This is a genomic window from Gemmatimonadota bacterium (genome assembly GCA_009835325.1).
Taxonomy (GTDB): Bacteria; JAAXHH01; JAAXHH01; order JAAXHH01; family JAAXHH01; genus JAAXHH01.
Window position 1 is genome coordinate 16,874 of record VXWP01000095.1, and the last position, 20,290, is coordinate 37,163.

The following is a 20,290-nucleotide window of genomic DNA, read 5'->3' on the forward strand; positions in this document are numbered from 1 at the left end:
AAATACAGGTCCTGGGCGACGGAGCGACCATGAGAAACCCGGTGGTAATAGAACGCGCGGAACGGCTTCACCAGATCCCGCTGAACCGGCCCCTGGAACATTCACGATACTTAAGAAGACTGGCTGCCAGGGGGATCGAGCCCATAGATCTGACCACGGGCATCGACGACCTTCCCCCCGGACAGGCTGCCATCGAGAAGATCTTCGACGCCGATTCGGCCACCGGAGGTCGAGGCGAACCGCGCGGTCCTGGCAGCCCAGGCGGTCCAGGCAGCCCGGAAGTACCGGCCGAGTCATCCCGGCTCACCGGCGCCGAGTTCCGCAGGGCGTTCAGCAACTGGTTCGCGTACCGGTTCGACGTGGAGATCGATCCCGACAGGCACGTCCTGCCCTTCGCGGGTTCGGCGGTCGGCCCGGCCTGCGTGGCCATGGCGCTGGTCAACCCCGGTGAAACTGTGTTGGCGCCCGACCCCTCCCATCCGGCCTACCGGACCAGCGCCGTGCTGGCGAACGGACAGATCCTATCCTATCCCCTGCACGGACGAAACGATTTCCTCCCCAACCTGAAGCAGATCGAACCCCGGATCGCCGGACAGGCAAAACTGATGTACGTCGGTTTTCCGAACGATCCGACCGGGGTCGTGGCGGACCATTCGTTCTTTCGGGAACTCATCGATTTTGCGCGCAGGCACAACATCATCGTCTGTCACGATGCGACGCAGCACTTTCTTACGTACGACGGGATCGAAGCCCCGAGCCTCCTGCAGACGCCCGGCGCGATGAACGTGGGCATCGAGTTGTTTTCCCTTTCCGTGCTACCCGGAGGCGTATTCCGCGACCTGGGCGTGGCGGTGGGCAATCCTTCCGCGCTGGCCGCCATCTCCCAGTTGACCTCCCATCTGCATGCCCCGCTGATGCCCGACCTTCTCGCGGCCGCAGCCACGGAGTTTCCCCGTCTGGACCGGCACGTGGAAGCCATGGTTTCCAGGTGCGGGTCGCAAAGAGACCTGATGGTATCGGGGCTGCGGGACCTCGGCTGGCACCTGCCCGCGCCCGGCGGCGGACCATACGTCTGGCTACCCGTGCCGCCCCGTTATTCCTCCGTACGATTCAGCATCCTGTTGCGCAAGGCCGGCGTGTTCGTCGTGCCCGGCGCATACCTGGGCGAATACGGCGAAGGATACGTCCGATTGGCCTTCAACGGCGACGAGTCGCAGATCCGTGAAGCGCTCGACCGCATCGACCGGCAGATGTCGCGGTTCCGTTTGCGCAAACGGGCGTTCCCCGCGGTCAGTCTGGCCTGAACGGTTCCGCCCCATGTCCGGAGACTGGATCAGCGTGCGGGGCATCCGCACATTCGGCCACCATGGCGTGACGGCCCGGGAACGGACGCTGGGACAGGTATTCGAAGCCCACGTCGCACTGCGGCTGGACCTGTCGGAGGCGTCCCGGACGGACCGCCTGTCCGATACCGTGGATTACGCGGACGTCTGCCGGCGCGTGGGACGCATTCTCGGCGGCGAGCCGTGCTGTCTGCTGGAGGCGGTCGCCGGCCGGGTGGCGGACGAACTGATCTCGGCCTACCCCCCTGTGGACCAGGTCGTGGTCAGACTGTGGAAGCCCGGTGTGGCCGCGGAATTGCCGCATTCGGGAACCCCCGGGGTCACCGTGCATCGTAGCAGGGAGGCGTGACGTACCGGACCGTTGCGTACAGGACCGTGCCGTGCCTGAACAAGCCGACCAAGTGGGCCAAGCCGACTACAAGGTGCGAAATGGCGTCTGTCGCGCTGGGACTGGGCAGCAACATCGGGGATCGCGTCGCCAGGTGTCGGCAAGCGCTATGCGAACTGGCCGGGCATGAGGCGATCCGGATCGTCAGGTGCTCGTCATGGTACGAGACGCGGCCGGTAGGCCACGCTGGCCAGCCCGACTTCGTCAACGGCGCGGTCCTTGTGGAGACCACGCTTGCGCCCTTGCGACTGCTCGAATCGCTCAAGGGCGTCGAAACGCGCATGGGACGTTCCGTCACGTGGGAAAAAGGACCCCGCGAAATCGATCTCGACCTGTTGCTCTACGACGACCTGGTACTCGGGCGGCCGGGTCTCGACATCCCCCATCCCGCCATGGCGCAACGGGCCTTCGTGCTCGTTCCCCTGGCGGAAATCCACCCGGACCTGGTCCACCCTGTATACGGACGGACCGTGTCCGACCTGCTGGATGACCTGAAACCCGTGGACCATCTCGTCCGCTTTCTTGCCGAGCCATAACCGGAGTCCTGATGGAAGAAGCCAATGCCGATCTGATCACGCTGATCCTGGCCGCTGGAAAAGGCACCAGGATGCACTCCGGCCTGGCGAAGGTGCTGCACCGTGTAAACGGCCGGCCGATGATTCACTACGTGCTGGACACGGCGCGGGCGCTCCGGCCCCGGCGGATCATCGTCATCGTCGGTCACCAGGCCGGCGAGGTGCGGCGGGAACTGGCCGGATCGACCGGATTGCCCGGATCGACCGGATTGCCCGGACCGACCGGATTGCCCGGTCAGCCCGGACCGACCGTGGAATTCGCCGTGCAGGAGGAGCAGCTGGGCACCGGCCACGCGGTGCGCCAGGCCGGACCGCTGCTGGCCGGCGAAAGCGGTATCGTGCTCGTCCTCGCCGGTGACACGCCCCTGATCCGTCCTACTACCCTGGCAGCGCTGATCGACGCGCACCGCCGGAACGGCGCCGCGGCCTCCGTACTCACCGCACGCGTCGACGACCCCACGGGCCTGGGGCGCATCCTGCGCGACGATACGGGCTGTATCGACCGGATCGTCGAGGAGAAGGACGCCACCGAGGAACAGCGGGCGCTTAAGGAGATCAACACTAGTACCTACTGTTTCGATCCTGTCCTGCTGCTGCGGGCCCTGGACCAGCTGACCCCGGAGAACCGGCAGGGCGAATACTACTTGACGGACACCATCGAGATACTCCGGCGGGAGGGCCGCCGCATCGCGGACGCACCGGCCGGCATGCCGGAAGAATCCATGGGGATAAACACCCCGGAGCAGCTGTCGGCGGCCGAATCATGGCTGCTGGAGCGGGACCGCGCGAGGCCTCGCGACAGCTAAAAAACAGTTGACACCGCACCCTCCAACTCTGTATATATAGTGGTCTGGAAAGCGAATCGGTTTCCGCCTGTCGAACCAGCGTTCGATTTGACGGCGGAACTGTGTCGAGACCGGGGTACAAAGGGGGATCGCATGGTGAAAGGAACTGGTCGATGAAGCACTGTTGGTACCCTACCTATGTTTCCCTTCCTGGTGTATTTCCCTAGTTAGCTCTCCGGTTATCTCTGGCAAGCAGATATCGATGGTCGCACGGTCCCGTTGCCGGCTGTACCTCAGGACGCGATCCGCGTGGGATCCGCCATGACGAGACAAGTCATCCAACCCTCCGCGAACCGGCCGGACGCCGTTCCGGAAGGACGGGGGACAGGCGGCCGCTGGCGCGTTCGGGCGCTTGAAGGCGTGATCATCATCCTGGTCGGGCTGAACGCCTACCTGATCTACTCGGTGGCGACCTCGTCCGCATTCTCGACGTCCACCGAACGGTCCGTCGAGACGGTCGTCGACCCCTCGGCCTTCCATATCCAGGTGGAGGTCCTGAACGGATGCGGTGAACGGGGAATCGGACAACAGGCCATGCGGTTTCTCAGGGAACGAGGATTCGACGTGGTCAATATCGATAACGCCGACCATTTCGAATACCGGGAAACGGTCGTGCTGGACCGCCGGGGAACGGACGGACCGTCCGAGGCCGCCCGCGCGGTCGGAAACGCGCTGGGTACGCAGTATGTCCTGCTCCAGCGGAACGATGACCGGCTGGTGGACGTATCGGTGGTGATCGGCAAGGATTACGGCGAACTGCTCTTTTCCGTGGAGAACGACTGATCGTGGCGTTGGCATCGCAGGAAATCGCGGAGCAAGCGACCCTTACCATGCTGGCCAAGAATGCGGCGGACGTGATGATCATCGACCTCAGGGGGCTCTCGTCCATCACGGACTACTTCGTCATCGGGACGGCGGGTTCCGAACCGCAGATCAAGGCGGTCGTCGAGCAGGTGGCGTCGGATCTCAAGGAGCGGGATACAACGCCCTGGCACACGGAAGGCAAACAGAGCTGGCGGTGGGTACTGCTCGACTACGTGGACGTGGTCGTACACGTGTTCAGAGCGGAAGTCCGGGCATTCTACGGGCTCGAGCGGCTCTGGGGAGACGCGCCCCGGGTCGCCGTTTCTACCGACGCGACAACGGGTGAAATCATCCGCACGTCCGACGCGGGCGTCCCCGGGGCCAGGGTGGACGCACTGGAACACGAGGCATAGATTGGGCATTCTCGTCGTCGGAACGGTGGCGTTTGATACGGTGAAGACACCGGAAGGAGAGGCGAACGACGCGATCGGGGGGTCGGCGACCTATTTCTCGGCGGCCGCCAGTTTCTATACGCCGGTAGACGTCATCGCCGTCGTGGGAAACGATTTCCCCATGGCGTCCCTGGATTTCCTGCGGGAGAGGCAGGTCGACGTATCGGGCCTGGAGGTGAAGGAAGGAAAGACCTTCCGCTGGGCGGGCGAATACGCCGCCAACATGAACGACCGCCGCACGATCGACACGCAGTTGAACGTGATTTCCGGTTTCAAGCCCGTGCTGGCGGAGCGGCACCGCGCGCACGATCACGTGTTCCTGGCGAATCTCGATCCGGACATTCAACGCGACGTGCTGGACCAGACATGCCGCACGGACCATCCGGGACGTACAGGCGTCGTCGCCTGCGACACCATGGACTTCTGGATCGAGGGGCAAAGAACGTCCCTGCTGTCGACGCTGAGCGGAGTGGACGTGCTGATCATCAACGACAGCGAGGCCCTGCAACTGGTGGACGACCACAGCCTCGTGCGGGCGGCGGAACGCATCCTGGAGCTCGGCCCGCGGGCGGTGGTGGTCAAGAGAGGCGCACACGGCGCGACGCTCTGTACCCGCGACGCCTGGTTCGGCATCCCTTCATACCCCGTGGCCGACGTGGTGGATCCGACGGGCGCCGGGGATACCTTCGCGGGCGGATTCATGGGTTACCTCGCCCGGTCGGGCGATACGGGTGTAAGCGCCTTGAAACGCGCCATGGTGCACGGCAGCGTCATGGCCTCGTTCAACGTGGAGGATTTCAGTGTCAGGCGGCTCGAATCGCTTACCGAAGCCGAGATTTCGGACCGCCACGATCGGTTCATGGAGATGATCACACCATGAATTTCAAGACCATCCGGTGGGAGCGCGACGAAGGCGTGCTGGTATTGCTGGACCAGACGCGCCTGCCCGGCGAAGTGGTCTACACCAAATGCCGGGACATCGCGTCCGTGGCGGAGGCCATACGGCGGCTGAGTGTACGCGGTGCGCCCGCCATCGGCGTCGCCGCGGCCTTCGGAGTCGTCGTCGGAGTCCAGCACAGCCGCGCGGCCGACTTCGCCTCCTTCTGCCGGGAAGTCGACGAAGCCGCGGAACTGTTGGCGGCCACCCGTCCCACGGCGGTCAACCTTTTCTGGGCGCTGGAGCGGATGCGCCGGACCGTGCGCGAACACAGGAATGAAACCGTGGAGGATATCAAACGCACCTTGCTCGGCGAAGCCCTGGCCATACAGTCGGAAGACGAGCACTCTTGCCGCCTGATCGGTGAGCACGGCGCCGCCTTGCTCCGCACCGGACAGACAGTGCTCACGCATTGCAACGCCGGCGCGCTCGCCACGGCCGGCGCGGGCACCGCCCTCGCCGTGGTGTACCAGGCGCACAGGGAAGGCAAGCGGGTTCACGTCTACGCCGATGAGACGAGACCCGTCCTCCAGGGCGCCAGGCTGACTTCCTGGGAGCTGACCCGGGCGGGCATAGGCGTGACGCTCATATGCGACAACATGGCTGCCCAGGTCATGAAAGAAGGCCGGATCGACTGCGTGATCGTGGGCGCGGACCGCGTGGCCGCCAACGGCGACGTCGCCAACAAGATCGGCACCTACGGCGTGGCCGTGCTGGCCGACGCGCACGACGTGCCTCTGTACGTGGCGGCGCCGTACTCTTCGATCGACCTGACCATCGAATCGGGCGCCGGGATCCCCATCGAAGAGCGCGAAGCCACCGAAGTAAGCGAGGGGTTGGGCGGACGCACCGCCCCCGAGGAAGTGGAGGTATACAATCCCGCATTCGACGTAACCCCGGCCCGTTACGTGTCTGCGATCATCACGGAACGCGGCGTGGCCAGACCGCCCTACGCCGAGAGTCTCGCCGCGCTGTCACACCATGCATGGGAACCGGCCGTCACCGGGTAAAGGAGCGTGTAACATCAAAGGAGCGTGTACCATACTATGAAGACACCAACGGTTAAGAAGGAAGACCTGCAGCGGGACTGGCACGTCGTGGACGCCGACGGCAAGGTGCTGGGCAGGCTGGCCAGCGAAGTGGCCAAAATCCTGCGCGGCAAGCACAAGCCGATCTACTCGCCGCACCTGGACACCGGTGACCATGTCATCGTCATCAACGCGGAAAAAGTGGTTCTGACGGGCAAGAAGCCGCAGAACAAGCTCTACTACCGCCATAGCGGCTATCCCGGCGGTCTGAAGACGATCAGCTACGAACGCATGGCCGCCCGCCATCCCGACCGGGCGCTGCGCATGGCCATCAAGGGCATGTTGCCGCACAACGCCCTCGGCCGCCAGATTTTCCGCAAACTCCGCGTGTACGCCGGCGCGGAACACCCCCACAGCGCCCAGAAACCGGTCGCGCTGGACATATAAGGAGCGTAAAGAAGCATGAATTCGGATACCCATGGACATCACGCAGTGGGCAGAAGGAAACGCGCGATCGCCAAGGTCTGGCTGCGCGCGAAGAAGGAAGGCGCCAGCCACAAGGTCAACGACAAGCCGCTGCTCGATTACTTTGACCGGCCCGGTCTCGTCGCCGCGATCGAGGAACCCCTGGTACTCACCGAGATGAACGACCAGGTGGTCGTCTTCGCACGGACCTTCGGCGGCGGCAAGACCGGCCAGGCCGGGGCGTTGAGACTCGGTATCGCGCGGGCGCTGAAGGACATGGACGAAAGCCTGCACGCGCCGCTGCGCGAAGCGGGCATGCTGACGCGGGATTCACGCATCAAGGAGCGCAAGAAATACGGACTGGCCGGCGCACGCAAGCGGTTCCAGTTCTCTAAGCGTTAATTCAAAGGACGCAGGCCTGACCGCCTGCCAGACAAGGAGATCAGTACCGCCTATGGGCATTCCGACCATTCAGGAACTGCTGGGCGCAGGCGTTCACTTCGGCCACCAGACCCGGCGCTGGAACCCGAAGATGAAACAGTTCATATTCGCCGAGCGCAACAACATCTACATCATCGACCTGAAGAAGACGCTCAGCCAGATCGAGATCGCCTATGACGCCGTGCGCAAGGCCGTCGAGAAAGGGCAGTCCGTCCTCTTCGTGGGCACGAAGAAGCAGGCCAGGCCCATCATCATCGAAATGGCGCAGCGGTGCGGCATGTTTTACGTCGCGGAACGCTGGCTCGGCGGCATGTTGACGAATTTCCAGACCATCCAGACCAGCGTCAAGCGCCTGGAAGAACTCGAGAAAATGAAAGAGCACGGTACCATGGAAGCGCTCACGAAAAAAGAGGCCGCCAGCCTGGAGAAGGAGCGGGAGCGCCTGCAGAAAGTGTTGGGCGGCATCCGCGAAATGCGCGACCTGCCCGGCGTCATCTTCGTGGTGGACGCCCGCAAGGAACGGATAGCGGTCGCGGAGGCGAATACCCTGGAGATCCCCATCGTCAGCATCCTGGATACGAACTGCGACCCCGACCTGATCGATTATCCCATACCCGGGAACGACGACGCCCTCCGGTCCATCAGCCTCATTACGGAAGTCGTCGCGAGCGCCGCGGAGGAAGGGCTGCGCAATTCCGGACGGCCTGTACCCGGGGACGAGGCACCGGTCGAAGAGGTCGAGGAAGTCGAAGAACAGCAGGCCTGAAGTGGATACGTGGCCGGGGAAAGGCGGCCGTAGCGGATGATCGGAGCCGATCGTATCAAATCCGAGCATGACCGCTAGATTTCAATCGATTTCATGACTATATCAGCCAGTGACGTAAAAACGTTGAGAAGCCAGACCGGCGCCGGAATGATGGACTGCAAGCGGGCCCTCCAGGAGACCGAAGGCAGTATCGAAAAGGCGGTAACGCTCCTGCGCGAGAAAGGCATAATGGCGGCGTCCAAGAAGAGTGCCCGGGAGGCGAAAGAAGGCATCATCCATACCTATATCCATCCCGGCAGCCGCATCGCCACCATGGTCGAGATCAACTGCGAGACCGATTTCGTCGCGCGGAACGAGTCATTCCAGACCCTGGCCCGCGATATCGCCATGCAGGTAGCGGCCACACGGCCCCTCGCCGTGGACCGGGACCAGATCGAAGAAGCCGTCCTGGAACAGGAACGGGAGATTTACCGGAACCAGGCGCGGAACGAGGGCAAGCCGGACCAGATCATCGACCGGATCGTCCAGGGAAGAATCGAGAAATTCAACCAGGAAAACTGCCTCCTGGAACAGCCGTTCATACGGGATACCGACAAGACCGTGCGGGACCTGATCACGGAGGCGGTGGCCACGCTGGGCGAGAACATCATGGTCAGACGGTTCGTCCGGTACGAGCTGGGCGGAGAGTAATCCGCCGAACAACCTTGCCGGCAGGAACGTAACCGGTTTTCCGATGCCAGAGAGGTGTATCGTGGAAGCGAAAGAGATCATCAAGGAAACCAGCCGTAAGATGGACCAGTCCGTCGAGGTGCTGCGCATGGAACTCGCCGGCCTCCGGGCCGGCCGGGCCAACCCGGCCCTGCTGGACAACGTCCAGGTGGAAGCCTATGGGACCATGACCCCCATCAACCAGGTCGCCACCATCAACACGCCGGATGCCCGCACGATCTCGATACAGCCGTGGGACAAGCAGATGATTTCCGAAATCATCCGCGCCATCCAGACCTCCGACCTGGGACTCATGCCGAATTCCGACGGCAACGTCATCCACCTGCCGGTACCTGCGCTCACCGAAGAGCGAAGGCTTGAATACGTAAAACTGATCAAGAAACTGGGCGAGGACGGCAAGATCGGCATCCGGAACGTGCGCCGGGAAATGAACGAGCGCATCAAGGCCGAAGAAAAGGCCCACCGGTTGTCGGAAGACGAAAGCAAGCGGCACCAGAAGACCATCCAGGATCTCACCGACCAGCATACCTCCTCCATCGACAGCGCCATATCGGTAAAAGAACAGGAAATCCTGGAGATCTAGGCGGATACCGGCTATCCGGGTCCATACCCGGCGGCGGCCTTACGGGGGTGACGTGGGTCGATACGCAGAGCAAGACCGGGCGGTCTCGGAAGAAGGTCTGGATCCGGAGCGCATGCCCCGCCACATCGCGTTCATTATGGACGGCAACGGCAGATGGGCGAAGAAGCAGGGGCTCGCGCGGGACCAGGGGCACTCCGCGGGGGTGGAGTCCGTTCGCGAGATGATCCGGTGCGCCGGGGAGTTCGGCGTGGGGATTCTCACCTTCTTCGGGTTCTCCACCGAAAACTGGAATCGTCCCAGGCGTGAAGTCGCGGCCATCATGCAGTTGATCGTCGAGTCGCTCCGCGGCGCCGTCGAAGAAGCCAGCACGCACGGAATCCGGGTCTCCTTCCTGGGCAGGTGGGACGAGTTGCCGGAATCCAACCGGCAGGTCATCAAGCAGATCACGGAGCAGACGGCGGGCAACGACCGCCTGCTGCTTAATTTCGCCCTGAATTACGGCGGCAGGCAGGAGATCGTCGAAGCCGCGCAATGCATCGCCCTGGACGTCCAGGCCGGTCGGCTGGACCCGGAAGCCATCGACGAGTCGCTTTTCGCGTCCTACCTGTACACGGAGCACCTGCCCGACCCGGACCTGTTGATCCGGACCAGCGGGGAGATGCGGATCAGCAACTTCCTGCTCTACCAACTGGCTTATACCGAACTCCTGGTTTCTCCGGTCCTCTGGCCCGATTTCTCGCGAAGCCACTTCATCGGGGCCATCCGGGACTACCAGTCGAGAGAGCGCCGTTTCGGTCGAACCGGCGAACAGGTCTCCTCACACAGCTCGTAACGGAGTGGATCTCCATGGCGGCCTACGCGGAGACGTGGATCCGAATCCTGGTAGGCGCGGTGTTCATCCCGTGCATCGTGCTCATTTGCTGGTTCGGTGGGACGAGCCTCTTCGTATTCGTAACCCTGGTCGTGCTCTTCGGCCTGCGCGAATACCACGGCATCGCCGCGGCCAGGGACCTGGAACCCAACTGGTACGCCGGCGTACCCGCGGCTGTTCTGCTGTGTCTCGACGCCTGGCTCGAAGCGGGCCGCCACGCCCCGCTGATCCTCACGGCCCTCCTGCTCACGACCGCCGCCGCGGAAGTATTCAGAAAGCACGCGCAATCCCCCTTTCACAACATCGCCGCTACGGTCTTCGGCGTAGCCTGGATCGGGCTGCTCGGCAGCCACCTGATCCTGCTGGGCAAGTGGCCGATGGACGGCGCGGACGTGGTTGCATGGGGGGAACGGGAAATGACGCCGGTCCTGCTCGCCTTCGCCATTCCCTGGTCCTACGACGCCTTCGCCTATTTCACGGGCCGGTTGTTGGGCCGGCGCAAGTTGCTGCGCCGCGTCAGCGCCAGCAAGACCGTCGAGGGCGCCGTCGGGGGGCTGATCGGCGCCGTCGCCTTCATGTTCGCACTTCAGTACGCCCTGTTTCCCTTTCTCAGTCCGCTGCACTGTGTCGTCCTGGGCGCCGCCGGCGCTATCGTCGCCCAGCTGGGCGACCTCGCGGAGTCCCTGGTCAAAAGAGACGCCGGCCTGAAGGACTCTTCCCACATCATCCCGGGACATGGCGGCATCCTGGACCGGTTCGACAGCGTTTTCTTCGCGGCGCCTTTCGTGTATTACTACCTGGCCTACGTGACCGGATGATGCAGCGGACTGCCTGGACGGCCTGGACGGTCCGGACGGTCCGGACTGCCCGGACGGCCCGGACATAGGGACGGAGTATCGACTAGCCATGAAACGCATCGCCATCCTGGGTTCGACGGGTTCGGTCGGCACGCAGACGCTGGAGGTCATCGCGGCCTTCCCGGACCGGTATTCGGCCCACAGCCTGACGGCCAGGAGCCGGATCGATCTGCTGGAGCAGCAGTGCGCGCGTTTCGGCCCGCGCATGGTTGCCGTCCGGGACGCGGAATGCGCCGAGCGGGCCAGGCGGTCCACCGGGTTCGCGCGAGGCGGCGGCGGTCAGCCTGGACCGTCGATCCACACCGGCGTGGAGGGCCTGATCGAAGCGGTCACCCACCCCGACGTGGACCTGGTCATCAGCGCCCTCCCGGGCAGCGCGGGGCTGGTTCCCACGCTGCGGGCGATCGAAGCGTGCAAGACCATCGCCCTGGCCAACAAGGAGATCCTGGTCATGGCCGGCGAGATCGTGATGGAATCGGCGCGGCGCAACGGGGTGGAGATCCTGCCCGTGGACAGCGAACACTGCGCGGTGCACCAGTGCCTGGCCGGGCAGGACCCGGACCGGATCCAACGCGTGGTCCTCACGGCATCGGGCGGGCCCTTCCGCGACACCGCCCCCGCGGCCCTGGCGCGGATGACTTCGAAGGACGCGTTGAACCATCCCACCTGGAACATGGGACAGAAGGTCACGATCGATTCCGCCACCCTCATGAACAAGGGATTTGAGGTCATCGAGGCTCACTGGCTCTTCGGCCTACCCGTCTCGAAGATCGACGTAGTAATCCATCCCCAGTCCATCATCCACTCCATGGTCGAGATGGTCGACGGGTCTCTGCTGGCCCAGATGGGTCCGACAGACATGCGCATACCGATCCAATACGCCCTCTCGTACCCGGAGCGCCTTGAATCTCCCTGGCCCCGGTTCGACATCACGCGGAACTGGTCCCTGACCCTGGACCCGCCCGATGAGACCATGTTCCCCTGCCTGGGGCTGGCCTACGAGGCCATCCGCCGCGGGTCCACCGTGCCCGCCGTCCTGAGCACCGCCGACGAGATGGCCGTCGAGGCCTTCCTCCGGCAGCGGATCGGGTTCACCGACATACCGCGCATCATCGCCGATGCCATGGATAAACACCTGGCCGCGCCGGATCTCACGACGCCCGTCACCCTGGAATCCATCATGGCGGCGGACCAGTGGACCCGGACGTTCTGCGAGGAAAAGTTGATTGCCGGATAGTGCCGAAAACCTGTATATTCCTTAATCAGTTGCCGCGCGCCGGCAGGGGCGGAGGCACACCGGAAACATCGGAAGCAATCGGAACTGAGACGGCAGAAGCAGAACGGAGACTTTGGCATGCTGACCACCGTGTTATCAGCGATTTTCGTCCTGGGGTTGCTGGTCTTCTTCCACGAACTCGGCCATTTCCTGGCCGCCAAGCGCATGGGCATCAGGGTGGAACGGTTCTCCCTCGGCTTTCCGCCCAAGATGATCGGTAAGAAGGTGGGGGAAACCGAATACTGTATCTCCTGGATCCCCCTGGGGGGATACGTGTCCATGGCCGGGGAGCGTCCGGACGCCCAGTCCGAAGGGGAAGGCGGCAAGCCGTGGGAGTTCCAGTCCAAGTCCGTGGGAGCCCGCGCCTTCGTCATCGCGGCCGGTCCAGGGGCGAACTTCGTCCTCGCCTTTATCATCTTCTGGTTGTTCTACGCGACCATGGGCGTGATGCTCGTCGATACGACCACCGTGGGCCGGGTGGACGTTGCAAGCCCCTATGCCGCTGCAGGTTTGCAGGTCGGCGATGAAATCCTCGAAATCGACCAGGCGGCCGTCGATACCTGGGAGGATGTTCGGGAACGGCTCTCGACCGGCACGGGGGCGTCCCTGTCCCTGAAGCTGCGCCGGGATGGGCGGGACCGCACGGTCCAGGTGCGGTACGATGATGGCGGGACGGCGGAACGGCTGGGCGGGCTGGACTATTTTCGCGCGTCGGCCGTGAGCACGGTCATCCCGGATTCACCCGCCGAGAAGGCCGGTCTCAGGCCCGGGGACGTGATCACGTCCGTGAACGGCGTTCCGGTCACGCAGTGGTACGAGATGGTCGAGCAGATTCGCGTCCGGCCGGGCATGGAGACCGCGGTGTCCTGGACCCGGAACGGCCAGTCTCACCAGGTGGGCATCATACCCAATACGGCCCAGGACCTGGACCGGGAGACCGGAGACGTCATCGACATCGGCCAGATCGGCATCACCCAGCAGGACCACATCAAACGCAGTCCGATCGGGATCGTCACCTCCGCGGGACTGGCGGGCACGCAACTGGTGGCCGTCACCTTTACCATCGTCGACTTTGTGGGGAAACTGGTCATGGGACAGGTGTCCACCGACTCGGTGGGCGGTCCCATCGCCATTGCCCAGATGGCGGGGGACAGCGCCCGCCAGGGCGCGAGCAGCCTCTTCAGTTTCATGGCCTTTCTGAGCATCAACCTCGCCATCCTGAACCTCCTGCCCATACCCGCGCTGGACGGCGGCCAGCTCCTCATCCTGGGCGTCGAGAAGATCATCCGGCGTCCGCTTTCCCTGAAGTACCGGATGGTATGGCAGCAGACGGGAATGGCCCTCCTGCTGGTGCTGATGGTGTTCGTAGTGTTCAACGACGTCACCCGGATCTTCAGGTAGTTACACGGCGAAGGGAGGAAACATGCCGGTCGGGAGAAGTCTCGGCGCCGCCGGTCGTACCTGGTACGTCCTCGTCGTCACCGTGATGCTGGCCGCCGTCTGTCCCCCGGAGCACGCGCTCGGACAGGTGGACCGGGCCAGGGCCCTGGAGCATTACGCGGAGGGAGGCCTTCACGAAGCCAGGAACGATCCGGTCAATGCGATCAAATCCTATCTACAGGCGCTGGAATACGATACCACCTCGGCGGAAATCCACACCGCCCTCGCCCAGGTCTACTACCGCGTGACGGAGCGCGACAAGGCGCAGCAACACGCCAGGGCGGCGGTTGAGATCGATTCGACGGCCACGGAGTCCTGGTTCGTTCTGGGCAGGTATCACGCCGAGCTGGGCAGGTACCTGCCGGCCAGGGCCGCTTTCGAACGGGTCGTCACGCTGGAACCTGGCCACATCGAGGCCCATATCGCCCTTTCCCAGCTCGCGAGCCGGCTGAACGACCCGGATGCCGCGCTGAGGGAACTCGAAACGGTGAGCCGCCTGGCACCGCGCAATCCCGAATTCCACTTCAAACTGGCCGATGTCTACAGGCAGAGAGGGATGTATGACAAGGCGGTCATCGCATTGCAGAAGGTGCTCGACGACTATCCCGACTCGATCCCCGCGCGGGTGGGGCTGACGGAGATCTACGAGCAAAGGCGGCAGTGGGACCGGGCCGTCGTCATGTACCGCGAGATCATTGCGCTGGGCCCGGACCGCGAAGCGGCCCTGCGGCACCGGCTCGCGCGCCTCCTGATGTTCCTCGGCCGGCCGGGCGAGGCGGTGGAGGAGTACCGGGTGCTGCTGGAGCACAACCGGACGTCCCCGGCCCTTTGGGCGGAATTGGGGGAGGCCTACCAGGACCTCGGCGAGGCGGAGCAGGCGCTCTCCACCCTGGAGGAGGGCCTCGAACTGCACCCCGGCTCGGCGGAGCTTCATGGCGCTCTGGGCGACGTGCTGCTCGACCAGGACAAGCCGGCGGAGGCCGTGGCACCGCTGCAGCAGGCGATCTCCCTGGACGAGCGCGAAGTGAGATTCCGGATCGGCCTGGGGATGGCCTATCGCGCCACCGGACGGACTGAACAGGCCGTGAACGCGCTGAACGAGGGCCTCGGCGTCCTGGGAGACCACCCCGACCTCTACCTGAACCTGGGCTTCGTCTACCAGGAAGCCGGCGCCTATCCTCTCGCCGTCGCCGCGTACCGGTCGGCCGTCGCCGCGGACCCTGCCCACGGCCGAAGCTGGATATCGCTGGGATATGCCCTCATGGACCAGGGACAGACAGAGGAGGGTATCGCGGCGTTGCATGAAGGCGTGGAGCAGTTGCCGGACGACGTTACCCTGCGCCTGAACCTGGCGAACGTCTACCTCGATAACGGGATGTACAACCAGGCCATAGACCAGTCGCAGAAGAGCATCGGCATCAACCGCCATGATCCGCGCGGGTGGATCAGCCTGAGCCTGGCCTATCTCCGCCAGGACCAGTTCGCACAGGCCGAGCGCGTGCTCACCCAGGCCCTGTCGATCCTGCCCGATATGCCCGAGTTCTACCTGTACCTGGGTGTGAGTTTCATGTCCCGGGAGGAATTCGGCCAGGCCGGCGCACACTTCCGCAAGGTCGTGGAGCTCAACCCGCAAGACGGAAGAGGGTGGGTGAATCTCGGCCTTTCCCATCTGCGCCAGGAGGATTACGAGACCGGCATCCAGGCCCTTCGCGATGGGCTGGAAAAAGCGCCCGGGAACCCCGACCTGTGGTTCTACCTGGGTTATGCCCATACCGAGCAGGAGGATTACGAAGAAGCCATCGCGATCACGAAAGAAGCGGTCGAGCGGTTCAACGACCACCATCGCCTCCATTTCCTGCTGGCGCAGAACTACGACCAGTCGGGCCAGTTCGAGAAAGCCGTGGCCACCTTCGAGACCGCCCTTGAAATCGATCCCGAAGACATCTACACCCTGAATTACCTGGGTTACATCCTGGCCGACCGGGGCCTGCGGCTCGAAGAAGCCAAGGTGATGATCGAAAAAGCCCTCGAGAAAGCTCCTGAAAACGGCGCGTTCCTCGACAGCCTGGGATGGGTATATTACCGGCTGGGCGACTACCGGAAAGCGCGGCAGTACGTGGAAAAGGCCCTGCAATTCGAAGACACGAGCGCCACGGTGCACGACCATCTCGGAGACATCTACAGCCGGCTCGGCATGCACCGAAGTGCGGTTCGTTACTGGCAGCGCGCCCTCGAAATGGAAGACATAACCCCCGAGGAATCCGAAGAGATCCTGCAGAAGCTCCAAGATGCCAGGTAACACGTCCGGCCGGCACAGGCGGACCGGCCGATACCGGCGGACCGGCCGGTTCTGGATACTCGCCTGCTTCGGTCTCCTGCTGCTGTCCTGCCGTCCGCCAACTCCAGCGCCGCCACCCCTGCCGGTCGAACTGCTGCTCCAGGAGATCGATGCGGCCTCCTGGCGCCTCCAGGATTTCAGGGGCAGCGCTCGCGTGGAGACCTCCTTCGCGGGCCACCGGGGCCGCGCGTCCCTCCGCATCCGGTACCTCAGCCCGGCGCAGTTCCGTATCGACGTGCACGGCGCCCTGTTCGAGATCCTTGCCGTCGTCCTGATCCAGGACCTCCGTGTGCGATTGTACATGCCCCGGGAAAACACGGTGTTCGAAGGTACGCTCGAGGCGCGCGACGCGTCCATCCCCGGACTCGACCTGACGCTGGACGACGTGCAAGCCGCCGTGACCGGGACTATAGCGCCCGGCAGGTACCAGGGGCTGCCCGTCGCCGACTACCGCCGCGACGGACATACGGCGGCCGTTACGCTTGGGGACGATTCCGGCCGGAGGACGCTGTGGATCGACACGGGCAGGATGACGGTCACGCGTGAGGCGTCGGAATCTCCCGTGAACCAGGGGTCCGTCACCAGGACTTTCGAACGCTTTCGAAACCGGAACGGCGTCTGGAGACCGGAGAAGGTCCGCATTACCCGGGACGGCCCCCGTGCGGGGACGTTCGAACTGACCTACCGGACCCAGTCGATCAACCGTGGGCTGCGGCCGTCCGACATCGGGGTGCGTCTACCCGAAACCGTCGTCCGCCGTCCCCTGGAAGAGGCGGGGACGGTCTTCGAAACCGTGGACGGGGCGCCGGATCCGGGCACTCCTGATTCCAGACAATTCCCTTGACAGTCGTTTGGTATCCCGCCTATATTGCGTGCTCCATTCGTCGGTGATGGTGGGCATAGCTCAGTTGGTTAGAGCGCTAGACTGTGGCTCTGGAGGTCGCGGGTTCGAATCCCGTTGCCCACCCTTTAAATGGGGACGTTTCTACCCGCCCGGACCGGGTCCACGGCGCGCCAGAGTTTCGGCGGTGAACCGGATGCCGAGTAACGGCCGATGAAGCCGTCAAAGGAGACCAGCCCGATTTTATGGTGAACGCTACGGACCTGCGCACCGGTATGACCATCAGGATCGATGGATCCATATACTTCATCACGGGTTGCGAACACATCAAACCGGGCAAGGGAACGGCCTTTTCGCGCACCCGCCTGAAGCATATCCACACCGGGGCCGTGATCGAGAAGACCTACAAGGCCTCGGACAAGCTGGAAGACGTGCGGGTGGAACGGCGCAAGTTCCAGTTCCAGTATACCGACGGCGACATGTACTACATGATGGACCTGGAGACCTACGAACAGGTGCCGGTAAGCGTGTCGATCATCGGCGACAACAAGGATTACATCAAGGACAGCATGACGCTCGAACTGCTCACCGCGGACCAGGGCGTCGTGGGCATCGAGATGCCGAATTTCATCGAGCTGGAAGTGACGCAGACCGATCCGGGTATCCGCGGCGACACCGCGACGGGAGGCACCAAGCCGGCCACGCTCGAAAGCGGCGCCGTGGTGCAGGTTCCGCTGTTCATCAACCCCGGCGACGTGCTGCGCATCGATACGCGGTCCCGCGAATACGTAGAGCGGGTGTAGCCGCCCTTCCGAGGAGCCTGACATGGGAATCGATGAGGTGCTCAAGCTGATCGAATCGCTGCGGGATACGGACATCCAGGAAGTCGAGGTGGCCGAGGGCGACCGGAAGATCCGGATCGTGCGCATGACGGCCGGCGCGACCGCGGCCGCCGTCCCCGCACCAGCGGCGGATACGCACGTGCAGGCCGCCGCGCCACCCGCGGAACACGTGCGGCAGGACGTCGGCCAGGCGGACTCCGCGGACAACACCTACGTCGAGGTGACCTCGCCCATGGTGGGTACCTTCTACCGGTCACCCGAGCCCGACGCCGACCCCTTCGTTCAGGAGCAGGACCGGATCAGCACCGGCCAGCAGCTGTGCATCATCGAAGCCATGAAGCTGATGAATCCCATCCAGTCCGAATTGAACGGGCGCGTGATGGCCATCCTGGTGGAAGACGCCCAGCCCGTCGAATACGGCCAACCGTTGTTTCTGATCGAACCGGCATAGGAAGCGATGTTCCAGAAGATCCTCATCGCCAACCGCGGCGAGATCGCCCTGCGCGTCATCCGCTCGTGCAAAGAGTTGAACATCGCGACGCTGGCCGTCCACTCCGAAACGGACCAGGACTCCCTCCACGTCCGCTTCGCCGACGAGGCGGTCTGCATCGGCAGCAACGCGCCGAACGACAGCTATCTGAACATACCCCGCATCATCAGCGCGGCGGAAATCATGAACGCCGACGCCGTGCATCCCGGATACGGATTTCTCTCCGAAAACCCCCACTTCGCCGAAGTCTGCGAGTCCTGCGACATCGCCTTCATCGGACCGCCGTCCAGGGCCATCCGCCTCATGGGCGACAAGGCCGAAGCGCGAAAGACGGTGGCGGCCTCTGACGTTCCCACCATCCCGGGCACGGAAGACGTCGTCGACGACGAGGACGCCGCGGTTGAGGCTTCCCGGGAGATCGGGTTTCCCCTGGTGATCAAGGCCTCCGCCGGCGGAGGCGGGCGGGGAATCCGCATCGTCCGCGACGAGGGCGAGTTGCGCGAAGCCTTCCGCCTGGCTTCGCGAGAGGCCCAGAACGCCTTCAACAATTCCGCGCTGTACCTGGAAAGGTATATAGAAAAGGCCCGGCACATCGAGGTGCAGGTCCTGGGCGACCGCCACGGGCAGGTCGTCCACTTAGGCGAGCGGGACTGTTCGATCCAGCGGCGGCGGCAGAAGCTCATCGAGGAGTCGCCGTCCCCTTTTGTCGACGACGAGCTTCGTTCCGGGCTGGGAGAGGCCGCCCTGCGCGCGGCGCGGGCGATCGACTACGAAAACGCGGGCACCGTCGAGTTCCTCGTGACCGAGGACCGCCAGTTCTATTTCATGGAGATGAACACGCGCATCCAGGTGGAACACCCCGTGACGGAAATGGTCGTTTCACAGGACCTCGTAAAGGAACAGATCCGCGTCGCCGCGGGCCATCCCCTGGGTTTCGCGCAGGAAGACGTGCAAATGCGGGGACACGCCATCGAGTGCCGGATCAACGCCGAGGACCCGGACCGGAATTTCATGCCCTCCACGGGCGAGATCACGAGTTTCCACACGCCAGGCGGTTACGGGGTGCGGGTGGACAGCCACGTGTACGCCCAGTACGTCGTCACGCCCTTCTACGACTCCATGCTGGCGAAGCTGATCGTCTGGGGAAAGGACCGGGAAGAGGCGATGACGCGGACCGAGCGGGCCCTCGATGAGTTTATCGTCGAAGGCATCAACACGACGATTCCGTTCCACCAGTTCATGTTGAAACACCCGACCTTCCGTTCCGGGCAGGCGGATACGGACTTCGTTGAATCCCTGAGTTCCCTGAGTTGACGAAATGACCGGCGGCGGCCCGCGTCGGGCCCGGGCGCCGGAGAAAGGAACGCATGAACACGCCCTCAGATCTCCGCTATTCGACCGAACACGAGTGGGTGCGCCTGGAGGGCGACATCGCCACCGTCGGCATCACGGACTTCGCACAGTCCGAACTCGGCGACATCGTCTTCGTGGAACTGCCTTCGGAAGGCGACCCGGTGGCCGAGATGGGCGTCTTCGGGGCGGTGGAAGCCGTGAAGACCGTGTCGGACCTCTACAGTCCGATGGGCGGTACCGTGACGGAGGTCAACGACGACCTGGAAGACAACCCCGAGGCGGTCAACCAGGACCCCTACGGCGACGGTTGGATGATCAGGCTGAAGGTGGATGACGCGGGCGCCTTCACCAGCCTGATGACCGCCGCGGACTACCGTTCCTTCGTCGGCGCCTGAGGCGGTCGCGGTCGGACGATCCGATCCTTCGCCCAGATGACTGCCGCGGTCGATAGATTCTACACCGGCGCCTGAGGCGGCCGGTCCTGCGGAGCATCCATGACGTACATCCCCAACACCGACGCCGACCGCCAGGCCATGATGGAAGCCATCGGCATCGGGTCGGTCGAAGAGCTGCTTACCGTCGTCCCGGACGACGTCCGGCTCGACGGCCCCCAGGACCTACCCCCC

The 20,290-nt window shown here is 64.0% G+C and carries 24 protein-coding genes and 1 tRNA gene; all 25 read left to right on the plus strand.

Translation table 11 applies throughout. The annotated features are described in order from the left end of the window. Positions 1-29: 29 nt before the first annotated feature. The gene (locus F4Z81_13460) at positions 30-1,304 is read left to right on the plus strand and encodes an aminotransferase class I/II-fold pyridoxal phosphate-dependent enzyme (GenBank protein ID MXW06053.1); all 1,275 of its coding nucleotides are present in this window, start codon (positions 30-32) and stop codon (positions 1,302-1,304) included. A 13-nt stretch (positions 1,305-1,317) separates the two neighbouring features. Then, entirely contained in the window at positions 1,318-1,692 is a 375-nt protein-coding gene (gene folB, locus F4Z81_13465) for a dihydroneopterin aldolase (protein MXW06054.1), read from the plus strand. An 80-nt stretch (positions 1,693-1,772) separates the two neighbouring features. Beyond that, positions 1,773-2,267, plus strand: a complete 495-nt coding sequence (gene folK, locus F4Z81_13470) for a 2-amino-4-hydroxy-6-hydroxymethyldihydropteridine diphosphokinase (protein MXW06055.1) — start codon at positions 1,773-1,775, stop codon at positions 2,265-2,267. Between the two features lie 11 nt (positions 2,268-2,278). Continuing rightward, positions 2,279-3,112, plus strand: a complete 834-nt coding sequence (locus tag F4Z81_13475; GenBank protein MXW06056.1) for an NTP transferase domain-containing protein — start codon at positions 2,279-2,281, stop codon at positions 3,110-3,112. Between the two features lie 300 nt (positions 3,113-3,412). After that, the gene (locus F4Z81_13480) at positions 3,413-3,934 is read left to right on the plus strand and encodes a LytR family transcriptional regulator (protein ID MXW06057.1); all 522 of its coding nucleotides are present in this window, start codon (positions 3,413-3,415) and stop codon (positions 3,932-3,934) included. A 2-nt stretch (positions 3,935-3,936) separates the two neighbouring features. Then, the gene (gene rsfS / locus F4Z81_13485; protein MXW06058.1) at positions 3,937-4,368 is read left to right on the plus strand and encodes a ribosome silencing factor; all 432 of its coding nucleotides are present in this window, start codon (positions 3,937-3,939) and stop codon (positions 4,366-4,368) included. A 1-nt stretch (position 4,369) separates the two neighbouring features. Beyond that, the gene (locus F4Z81_13490; protein ID MXW06059.1) at positions 4,370-5,287 is read left to right on the plus strand and encodes a sugar kinase; all 918 of its coding nucleotides are present in this window, start codon (positions 4,370-4,372) and stop codon (positions 5,285-5,287) included. Beyond that, a complete protein-coding gene (gene mtnA, locus F4Z81_13495) occupies positions 5,284-6,354 on the plus strand; it encodes an S-methyl-5-thioribose-1-phosphate isomerase (GenBank protein ID MXW06060.1) in 1,071 nt (356 codons plus the stop codon). Before F4Z81_13490 ends, mtnA begins: the two co-directional genes overlap by 4 nt. A gap of 36 nt (positions 6,355-6,390) precedes the next feature. Beyond that, positions 6,391-6,819, plus strand: a complete 429-nt coding sequence (gene rplM / locus F4Z81_13500; protein MXW06061.1) for a 50S ribosomal protein L13 — start codon at positions 6,391-6,393, stop codon at positions 6,817-6,819. Between the two features lie 15 nt (positions 6,820-6,834). Then, a complete protein-coding gene (gene rpsI / locus F4Z81_13505; protein ID MXW06062.1) occupies positions 6,835-7,239 on the plus strand; it encodes a 30S ribosomal protein S9 in 405 nt (134 codons plus the stop codon). 52 nt (positions 7,240-7,291) lie between these two features. Next, a complete protein-coding gene (rpsB, locus tag F4Z81_13510; protein MXW06063.1) occupies positions 7,292-8,044 on the plus strand; it encodes a 30S ribosomal protein S2 in 753 nt (250 codons plus the stop codon). A gap of 93 nt (positions 8,045-8,137) precedes the next feature. Next, positions 8,138-8,734, plus strand: a complete 597-nt coding sequence (tsf, locus tag F4Z81_13515; GenBank protein ID MXW06064.1) for a translation elongation factor Ts — start codon at positions 8,138-8,140, stop codon at positions 8,732-8,734. Between the two features lie 43 nt (positions 8,735-8,777). After that, positions 8,778-9,356 carry a ribosome recycling factor gene (locus tag F4Z81_13520; GenBank protein MXW06065.1) on the plus strand — a complete coding sequence of 193 codons (579 nt, stop codon included), beginning with the start codon at positions 8,778-8,780 and terminating at the stop codon, positions 9,354-9,356. 112 nt (positions 9,357-9,468) lie between these two features. Next, a complete protein-coding gene (locus F4Z81_13525; protein ID MXW06066.1) occupies positions 9,469-10,188 on the plus strand; it encodes an isoprenyl transferase in 720 nt (239 codons plus the stop codon). Between the two features lie 14 nt (positions 10,189-10,202). Next, on the plus strand, positions 10,203-11,045 hold the full coding sequence (locus tag F4Z81_13530) for a hypothetical protein (protein MXW06067.1): 843 nt from the start codon (positions 10,203-10,205) through the stop codon (positions 11,043-11,045). Between the two features lie 88 nt (positions 11,046-11,133). Further along, positions 11,134-12,321: a 1-deoxy-D-xylulose-5-phosphate reductoisomerase gene (locus F4Z81_13535; protein ID MXW06068.1), complete on the plus strand. Its 1,188-nt coding sequence runs from the start codon at positions 11,134-11,136 to the stop codon at positions 12,319-12,321. 117 nt (positions 12,322-12,438) lie between these two features. Further along, positions 12,439-13,761: an RIP metalloprotease RseP gene (rseP, locus tag F4Z81_13540; GenBank protein MXW06069.1), complete on the plus strand. Its 1,323-nt coding sequence runs from the start codon at positions 12,439-12,441 to the stop codon at positions 13,759-13,761. Positions 13,762-13,783: 22 nt separating this feature from the next. After that, positions 13,784-16,099: a tetratricopeptide repeat protein gene (locus F4Z81_13545; protein ID MXW06070.1), complete on the plus strand. Its 2,316-nt coding sequence runs from the start codon at positions 13,784-13,786 to the stop codon at positions 16,097-16,099. After that, positions 16,089-16,982, plus strand: coding sequence for a hypothetical protein (locus F4Z81_13550; protein ID MXW06071.1), 894 nt, complete (start codon positions 16,089-16,091; stop codon positions 16,980-16,982). The genes F4Z81_13545 and F4Z81_13550 overlap by 11 nt, the downstream gene beginning before the upstream one ends. Positions 16,983-17,031: 49 nt before the next feature. Beyond that, positions 17,032-17,105: transfer RNA gene (locus F4Z81_13555), tRNA-His, on the plus strand. A gap of 119 nt (positions 17,106-17,224) precedes the next feature. Next, a complete protein-coding gene (efp, locus tag F4Z81_13560) occupies positions 17,225-17,782 on the plus strand; it encodes an elongation factor P (GenBank protein MXW06072.1) in 558 nt (185 codons plus the stop codon). Positions 17,783-17,804: 22 nt separating this feature from the next. Further along, positions 17,805-18,272 (plus strand): acetyl-CoA carboxylase biotin carboxyl carrier protein, encoded by a 468-nt coding sequence (gene accB, locus F4Z81_13565; GenBank protein ID MXW06073.1) that lies wholly within the window; start codon positions 17,805-17,807, stop codon positions 18,270-18,272. Positions 18,273-18,278: 6 nt separating this feature from the next. Further along, on the plus strand, positions 18,279-19,625 hold the full coding sequence (gene accC, locus F4Z81_13570) for an acetyl-CoA carboxylase biotin carboxylase subunit (GenBank protein MXW06074.1): 1,347 nt from the start codon (positions 18,279-18,281) through the stop codon (positions 19,623-19,625). Between the two features lie 53 nt (positions 19,626-19,678). Continuing rightward, on the plus strand, positions 19,679-20,059 hold the full coding sequence (gene gcvH / locus F4Z81_13575) for a glycine cleavage system protein GcvH (GenBank protein MXW06075.1): 381 nt from the start codon (positions 19,679-19,681) through the stop codon (positions 20,057-20,059). Positions 20,060-20,158: 99 nt separating this feature from the next. Beyond that, positions 20,159-20,290 (plus strand): hypothetical protein (locus tag F4Z81_13580; GenBank protein ID MXW06076.1); only part of this gene is annotated, 132 nt, incomplete at its 3' end.